This is a genomic window from Achromobacter sp. SIMBA_011 (assembly GCF_046535435.1).
Lineage (GTDB): Bacteria > Pseudomonadota > Gammaproteobacteria > Burkholderiales > Burkholderiaceae_B > Achromobacter > Achromobacter dolens.
The window spans coordinates 1-290 of sequence record NZ_JAWRWN010000273.1 but is presented as its reverse complement, the minus strand read 5'-3'; the positions used below and the strand labels follow the sequence as shown (position 1 = coordinate 290).

The 290-nt window shown below is 48.6% G+C and carries 1 rRNA gene; it reads right to left on the bottom strand.

The annotated features are described in order from the left end of the window. Nucleotides 1–106: ribosomal RNA gene (locus tag SB816_RS30915) — 23S ribosomal RNA — on the bottom strand; the annotation flags it as partial. Nucleotides 107–290 lie beyond the last annotated feature (184 nt).

Below are 290 nucleotides of genomic sequence, written 5' to 3'. Positions count from 1 at the left end.
GGATCAAAGCTTGTTTGCCAGCTCCCCACCGCTTTTCGCAGGCTACCGCGTCCTTCATCGCCTGTGATCGCCAAGGCATCCACCACATGCACTTGTTCGCTTGACCCTATAACGGGTGTGTCTCATGATCCCCGGAGGAACCACTCAATCCACTCGCTACAGGTTGAGTATTCGTGTTGCGCCGTATTTCAAGGCAATCTTTCGATCACTTAAAAATACATTGATACAATCACAACCCTGATTCACTTACTCGCACCCATCTCTAAGTGCTTTCAGATGAATCTCTTTAC